Origin of the sequence: Mycobacterium sp., from assembly GCF_052145595.1 — a bacterium.
In the GTDB taxonomy this organism is placed as follows: domain Bacteria; phylum Actinomycetota; class Actinomycetes; order Mycobacteriales; family Mycobacteriaceae; genus Mycobacterium.
On sequence record NZ_JBKQOI010000186.1, the window covers coordinates 1 to 7,061 of the forward strand.

At 64.5% G+C, this 7,061-nt stretch carries 6 protein-coding genes; 3 read left to right on the forward strand and 3 right to left on the reverse strand.

The features are described 5' to 3' along the window. Together ACLP4W_RS17110 and ACLP4W_RS17115 are read right to left on the reverse strand one after the other, a co-directional pair. A partial coding sequence (locus ACLP4W_RS17110) for a response regulator (RefSeq protein ID WP_442387903.1) occupies positions 1 to 333 on the reverse strand: 333 nt, incomplete at its 3' end. A gap of 77 nt (positions 334 to 410) precedes the next feature. Further along, the gene (locus ACLP4W_RS17115) at positions 411 to 1,079 is read right to left on the reverse strand and encodes a response regulator (protein WP_442387905.1); all 669 of its coding nucleotides are present in this window, start codon (positions 1,077 to 1,079) and stop codon (positions 411 to 413) included. A gap of 732 nt (positions 1,080 to 1,811) precedes the next feature. On the opposite strand from ACLP4W_RS17115, the gene ACLP4W_RS17120 reads away from it, so the two are divergent. Both ACLP4W_RS17120 and ACLP4W_RS17125 read left to right on the forward strand, forming a co-directional pair. Next, positions 1,812 to 2,102, forward strand: a complete 291-nt coding sequence (locus tag ACLP4W_RS17120) for a hypothetical protein (RefSeq protein ID WP_442387907.1) — start codon at positions 1,812 to 1,814, stop codon at positions 2,100 to 2,102. A gap of 128 nt (positions 2,103 to 2,230) precedes the next feature. Beyond that, positions 2,231 to 3,175: an alpha/beta fold hydrolase gene (locus ACLP4W_RS17125; RefSeq protein ID WP_442387909.1), complete on the forward strand. Its 945-nt coding sequence runs from the start codon at positions 2,231 to 2,233 to the stop codon at positions 3,173 to 3,175. Positions 3,176 to 3,467: 292 nt separating this feature from the next. Here ACLP4W_RS17125 and ACLP4W_RS17130 read toward each other — a convergent pair whose 3' ends face one another. Beyond that, a complete protein-coding gene (locus tag ACLP4W_RS17130; RefSeq protein ID WP_442387911.1) occupies positions 3,468 to 3,761 on the reverse strand; it encodes a hypothetical protein in 294 nt (97 codons plus the stop codon). 131 nt (positions 3,762 to 3,892) lie between these two features. Here ACLP4W_RS17130 and ACLP4W_RS17135 point away from each other — a divergent pair, with 131 nt between their 5' ends. After that, the gene (locus ACLP4W_RS17135) at positions 3,893 to 6,523 is read left to right on the forward strand and encodes a LuxR C-terminal-related transcriptional regulator (RefSeq protein ID WP_442387913.1); all 2,631 of its coding nucleotides are present in this window, start codon (positions 3,893 to 3,895) and stop codon (positions 6,521 to 6,523) included. The last annotated feature ends 538 nt before the right edge of the window (positions 6,524 to 7,061 follow it).

A 7,061-nucleotide genomic window follows, 5' to 3' on the forward strand; every position in this document is an offset into this window, starting at 1 on the left:
CAGGTGTTCTTTGTGCAGGTAGGCCGCGGCGCCGCAATCGGCGGCCCCCGCGGGAAGGTCCTCGACGTCGTAGGTTGACATCAGCAGGACCAGCAAATCTGGATGTGCGGCGCGGATTCGCCGCGTGGCTTCGATGCCACCCATTCCTGGCATGTGAATATCCATCAACACGATCCCGGCATCACCGTCCCGAAGGAGTTCGATCGCTGATTCACCGGTCTCGCATTCGCCGGCCATGACGAAATCCTTCGTGGCAGCCACGGTGGCGGCAGTAGCGAGCCGGAAACTGGCCTGGTCGTCGACGACCCAGACTGCCACCCGTTCGTCCCTCACTTGCGCAGTATGCCGTGGCCGTGTGCCGCACACCATGGTGTACACACCACACTGCTTAGGGGGTGTGGGCACCCCCTTTAAGCCGAGACGTCGTCGAGGAACATCAGCACAGCCTTGACCCGCCGATCAACCGCGTCGTCGACGGTCAAGCCGAGTTTGGCGAAAATCGAATTTATATGCTTTTCCACCGCCCGCTGAGACAGAAAAAGCCGTTGCGCCACCGTGCGATTGCTGAGCCCGGTTGCCAACTCGGCGAGCACTTCGCGTTCCCTGGGGGTCAATCGGCTGAGCGTCGCTGCGGAGCTCGGCTGAGCGAGCAGCGCCTCCACCACCAGCGGATCGAGCACCGTCCCACCGGCCGCGACTTGGTGCACCGCCTCGCTGAGCTGGTCGAAATGTGAAACACGTTCCTTCAATAGATACCCGCGGGCCGCCGTACCGCCGTCCAGCAACCCGGCCGCGTAGCTCGGATCCGCGTATTGCGACAACACGATCACCCCGGTATCCGGATGCGCCGTCCGCATCCACCGGGCCAACCGAATGCCCTCATCGGTCGACGTCGGTGGCATCCGCACGTCGGTGAGCAGCATCGTCGGTTGATGCTTTTCGACAAGTTCGACCGTGGAGTCATAATCCTCGGCAACGCCAACGACAGTCACATCGGCGTCGGTCGACAATGCCCGGTAGACGCTATCTCGCACCAGCAGGGAATCCTCGGCAATGAGGACCGAAATGCGACCGCTCACCGTAATGCCGTCCTTCCCGGTCGTTCACGATCACTCAATCACGATCGCTAGTCGATGCAGTTGGTTGTTGACCTTTGAAACTATCCGCGCATCTGCCCCGGTCCGCTAGAGTAGCGGGCTACCTGATCGGGTGACGCGGTACCCGCCCGGACCCCGGCGGTCGACGGTTACGAAAGCAATCGTCAATTGCATGTTAGCCAGGTTTCGTGGCGTGACTGCTTGTGGGCAGCATATAAACATATAAAGCTGCGGGCAGCATATAAACGAGTCGCCATTCGGCATTCATGCCAAGCTCCCTGGCGGTGTCTTCATCCTTCAAGGTCGGCGGCCAAGTGTTGCGGCCCAGTGCGAGGGTCGCAGCTAATCGCCAACTCGCCATCCCGTCGAGGTAGTTGGCGTGTTTCCCCATGCCTTAACCATGACTGTGATGGGCGATCAATACGGGTAGCCGGCTTGGGCGCCCGCCCCAGCATTCACGTCCTCGTTCGTTACCAAGGTCTGCCTCGTCCGGGCGTGTTGACTGTCGCGCACTGGGGATGAGTCTTCTCGCGCGACGCTGGGGCACGCCCCCGGGTACGCACCCCGCTCGATGATGGTGCACACACCCGGGGGTGCACATCACCGCCAGGTGTGGTGTGTGCTCTCTGGCCCACCGCCAGCCATCCGATGACACTCGATACCTATCCGAGCATGTCCAGCCAGTCTGGCAAGCCAACAAGGCGAGGAGGCGAAATGTCGCAATCACCAATGACATCCGCGGCGAAGCCCGATGTCGTGCAAGCTGCTGAACCAACCTTGGTGAAGGGCGAGATGTCTCATGCGCCCGTTTTCATCACCCCGCAGGAGGTCGTGTTCAGCACCGCGGCGGCCTCATCGCGGCCCGCGTCGATCTCCCGCCGGTTGATCGACGCGATCCGAGTTGTCGGCGCCGCATTGCGCCGGCCCCCCGCGCGTCGACAACACCCGCAGCGCATCAGTTACCTCGAGATGTCCCGCATGGCCCGCGAAATGGACCGACTGTGAGTATCTTCCAGAGCGTCGTCATATTGATGTCATTGGCGTTGTTTGCGGTCGGCGTGCACGACCTGCAGTCGTGGCTTGAGCGCTGGGACCACCGGCGGCATTTCAACGATTAACCGCTGGCTGCTCCGATGAATCCATTAGCAGCACAACTGTTTTCCGTCACCACGGCCGACGGGCTTGCCCTGGCGACAAGACAAGTTGGTCCCGAAGTCGCGGATCTGACGGTGATTCTCCTGCACGGACTCCTGGGCGACTGGGGCAGTTGGCGGTGCCAGACACGTCATCTGACATCGCGTCACCCTGGCATCCGCGTAATTGTCTACGACCAACGCGGACACGGCCGCTCCGGTCGTGGCTGCGCCCCCAGCAACACAATCGGCCAACTCGCCCGTGACCTCGACGCCGTCATCGACGCGACGACACCCAGCGGCCATATCGTGCTCGTCGGCCATTCGATGGGTGCCATGACCATCTTGCAGTACCTGCAGCATCACCAATCCCGTAACACGGACCGAATCACGGGAGTCGGGCTCATCGCCACTGCGGCCGCCGACATCCCCCGGCACGGGCTCGGCAGATTGCTGGCTACTCGGCTCGCCGGCGGTGCGTGTGCTCTGGCCGCCCACATCCCGGCCTCCGTCGAAGCGCTCTGCAACACCGCAGTCCGCGTCACGGAACCAATATTGCGACCCGTCGCAAAGAAGGTGCCCACCCTGGCCGCCCTCATCAGCGCGCCGCAGCTGCCAATCCTGGCGGGTTTCCTCCACTCGATCTCTCGCTTCGACGGCACAGCAGCCTACCGAACCCTCAGCCGCACGCCGACACTCATCATGTGCGGAACTGTGGATTGGGTGACGCCGCGGCACCATTCGGCGGCTATTGCCGCTGCGGTGTCCGCAGCGGAGTTCGTCGATGTCCCCGGTGCGGGACACATGTTGATGCTCGATCGTCCCGACGTCGTTAACGACAGACTCGACGCTCTGCTGAAACGAGCCCGGAGGGAACTGGCACCGCGACTAGCCGCCACGGCACCTAGCCGTCCCGCGACCGTACCGGGGCCAGTGCCAGCGTGACGGCCTAGAGCTGTGTGCAGGCCAGGTTGCATCGTCGTGTGGATCCTCTCCTTCGGCGACTTTCACCGGTTCTTGGCCGACGGGAATGGCTATACAACCGGCGGTCGCGCTGGAATGGCAATCGGCAAGATCCGAACACGACCCAGGGTGATGACGGCAGAGTCCGCCCGACCCTCGCGCGTCACGACACCGTTGGGCGCTGGTGAGCACGCCGGGGGTGTGTGCATCACCGGCAGGTGTGGTGTGTGCTCTCTGGCCCACCGCCTGGCCGTCCGGCGAAACTCGATGTATATCAGCGAGTTTCCACCGAGGCTGGCGTTAGCGACCAGAACCACCAACCCGCGACAAACCAGGGGAGAAGCGATGCGTACCACATTCGAAGCGACGAAGGGCTGATTTGATGGTTCGTGACCAGACGATCGCGGAAGTCCCGGCGTCGGGCGGTGCTTACCGCGATTATTTGTATTTCACACGCCCGGCGGTGGCGCGCCAGATGCGGACCTTCGGTCTTGAATTTGAGTGCTGCGCCGCCGAACGCGACGGGCGTCGTCTGGCGCAGCTGGCAGTCGATGATTTCGGTCGGCACCACAGATGCACCTTCGCCGGAGACAACCCGTCAGCTGAGATCGCCTTCGCCGCAATGGATCGGCTGCACGGCACAGATATGGACGACCCCGTCAGGCAGATCGAACCCGCCCTCACATCTGCAGCAGAGCCGTGGCCACCGGCGACCCGCTGACCGGACGGGATGGCGAACTCGGCGCCATCCGGCGCGCGCTCGGCGGAGCTGGTAATCACCGCGGCGCGGTGATCGTCGGTGCAGCGGGGGTCGGCAAGACCCGGCTCGCGCGTGAGGTCTTCGCCGGCGCCGAAGCCTCCGGCGAGCGCACGAGCTGGATTGTCGGCACCGAGTCGGCCCGCCAACTTCCCCTGGGCGCTTTCGCGGCATCGGTGGCCCAACCGATAATCGATTCGTTACCCGACGTTCGACGCGCTATTAGTTCCTTTGTCGCGCAACAGCGGCAGGGACGGGTGCTGATCGGCGTCGACGACGCGCACCTGCTCGATGAATCATCGGCTCACGTGGTGCACCAACTGGCTCAAATGCCCGGGATTCGGCTCCTCGTCACCGTACGCGCCGGTGGCGATGAGCCCGATGCGATAACCGCGCTGTGGAAAGACCATCTGCTGACTCGCGTTGATCTGCAACCACTTTCGGCCGCAGATAACCGTCTCATCATTGAGTCCACGCTTGGGGGTGCGGTGGATAGCCTTAGCGCCAAGCGGTTTTGGAAGCTGACCGGCGGGAATGTGTTGTTCATGCGGCAGCTGCTGAAGGATCAGGTGGCGGCCGGCCGGATGCGGCAGGTGGCCGGGGTGTGGATGTGGGACGAGCGTGTCGCGGTGTCGGACACCATCAGCGGCATGGTTGGACGGCGACTGAGCGGGCTTGCCCCGGATGTTGCGTTGGTCGTCGACACATTGTCGCAGTACGAGCCGCTTGGGGTGGACAAGCTCTGCGACTTGGTACACCGCCACGACCTCGAGGTTGCCGAACAGATGAATCTCGTTACCGTGGAACGCTGCGGCTCTAGGCTCATGGCGCGCCTTGCGCACCCGCTCTTTGGTGAACTTCGGCGCGCGACGGCCGGTGAGCTGTATCAGTCGCGGATCCGCGGCAAGCTGGCCCAGCGGTTGGCCAAAGAGGATGACGACGACATGCAGGCAACGGTGCGGCGGGCATTGCTCACCCTCGAATCGGATTTGGCCCCCGACCGCGAGCTATTCATGGAGGCGGCCCGGTGCGGCATGACATTGCTCGACCTGGACTTGTCTGACCGGTTCGCCGCCGCCGCTGTCGACGCGGGCGCGGGCGAGGCCACAGGCCTGCGGGCAATGAGCCTGGCGGGCCGAGGTGACGGCGACCGGGCCGACGCGATCCTGCGTCGGATCGGGATGGATGGGCCCGACGGGCATCAGTGGGCGACCGTGCGAGCCGCGAACCTTATCTGGAATCTCGGCCGACCCGCGGAAGCGTCGGCCATTCTCGACGGCTTGGCCTCAGCGCCGGAAGCCGCGGCGGAGCGAGCCGAGCGCGTCGCGGTCGAAGCCTGCGCGGACGCCGTGGCGGCCCGCTGGGAGGCTGCCGTGGAAAAAGCCCGGGCGGCGTTGAGTTCGTCGACGGTGCCGGATTTTCACGTGATGCTGGCGTCCGGCGCGCTGACCATGGCGCTGGGCGCGCTGGGCAAAATTGACGACGTCACCAACCTTGCTGCGGAGTCCATTGACCGCGCGATGACCTCGTTTGGAGCGTCGCCCCTGAGGTTCTGGTACGCGGCTGTCTATGCACAGGCGTGCCGCTTTACCGGCCGTATCGACGAATGTGTGCGATCGGCCAAGCAACTGGCCGACTCGGCCCCTGACGTTCCCGGTGTTGCCGCTGCGTACCTGGCATTCTTGCTTGGCCATGCCGAACTCGCGCGCGGAGAAGTGCCGACGGCGGTCAAACTTCTGCACGAGGCCCTTGCCGGGATGGAAAAGCACAACGTCACAACAGGTCTGCGGGCGGCCATCTGTTTCGCGTTGGCCGAGGCGCACGCCAAATTGGGGGACGCCGAGCCCGCCAACGACGCGATCACCGCGGTTCGGCGGTCTGTGCCCGCCGAATACCTCTTCATGCAGATCCCTCTGGCGATGGCGAGTGGCTGGGCGCTCGCCGCTGGCGGCCGCCTGGCCGAGGCGATCGCGGTTGTTCAGGCGGCCGGCGAGGATGCGCGGGAGTCTAACCAGCCGACGCACGAATTGGCCTGCCTCCAGGTAGCGGCTCAATGGGGTGACACCTCAGGTGCCGAGCGGGCGCGCGAACTGGCCGAGTTGTTGAACCTTCCCCTTGCGAATGCCGTTGCACGCCACACCGAATCGCTGCGCAATGGCAGTGGGGAGGGCCTGCTCGCGGCATCGGCCGACTACCGGGCGCTGGGCGATGTCGCCACGGGCGCCGACGTCGCGGCTCAGGCGAGCATCGCGTTCAGCCGGCGCCAGCTCCGTAAGCGCAGTCTCTGCGCCGCAGCGTTGGCCGCACGGTTGGCCAACGAGTGTGGTGGGCTGTGCACGCCCGCCCTGAGAAACCCAGTGGACCAACCATTGACCTACCGCCAACGCGAGATCATCGAGCTCGCTGCCGCCGGCTTATCCAACAAGGAGATCGCGGAGCGCCTTGTCACGTCGGTTCGCACCGTCGAGGGACATGTCTATCGCGCCTACCAGCGCCTCGGCGCGAAATCTCGTGAGGAGCTCTTCTCGATAATGCGGGGTGGCCCTGCCCGACTCGTGTGTGACCCTGCATAGCGCAGGTACCGCCGGAGGAGCTGGAACACGTCGCCAGTCGACTCGCCGACCTCGATCGCGACGCTGCGCTCGCCCCGGTGCGGTTCGTCAAGACCATCGGTTCGCATCCGAACACGACTCAGGGTGATGACGGCAGAGTCCGCCCGACCCTGGCGCGTCACCACACCGCTGTCGCGCGAGGCTCGGGCGCGCCGGCCGGTAGGCGCCACGTTGGGTACTGGTGTGCATACCCGGGGTGTGTACATCACCAGCAGGTGTGGTGTGTGCCCTCTGGCCCACCGCCTGGCCGTCCGACGAAACTCGATGTGTATCAGGGAGTTTCCACCGAGGCCAGTCTTAGCGGCGAGAACCACGAACCCGCGACAAACCAGGGAAGAAGCGATGCGCACCACACGCAGAATGCCATTTCTCATCACCGATCAAGCCCCCGGCGATCAGCTGCGCACCCTCGCGGGCGGCAAGGCCCACAATCTCCACACCCTCACCGCCGCCGGCTTCCCGGTACCGCGCTGGGCGGTTCTGGGCACTGACGCCTTTC

Coding starts and splice junctions, on each gene's coding strand:
- ACLP4W_RS17120 (WP_442387907.1), top strand. CDS start 1,812: ATGTCGCAATCACCAATGACATCCGCGGCGAAGCCCGATGTCGTGCAA.
- ACLP4W_RS17125 (WP_442387909.1), top strand. CDS start 2,231: ATGAATCCATTAGCAGCACAACTGTTTTCCGTCACCACGGCCGACGGG.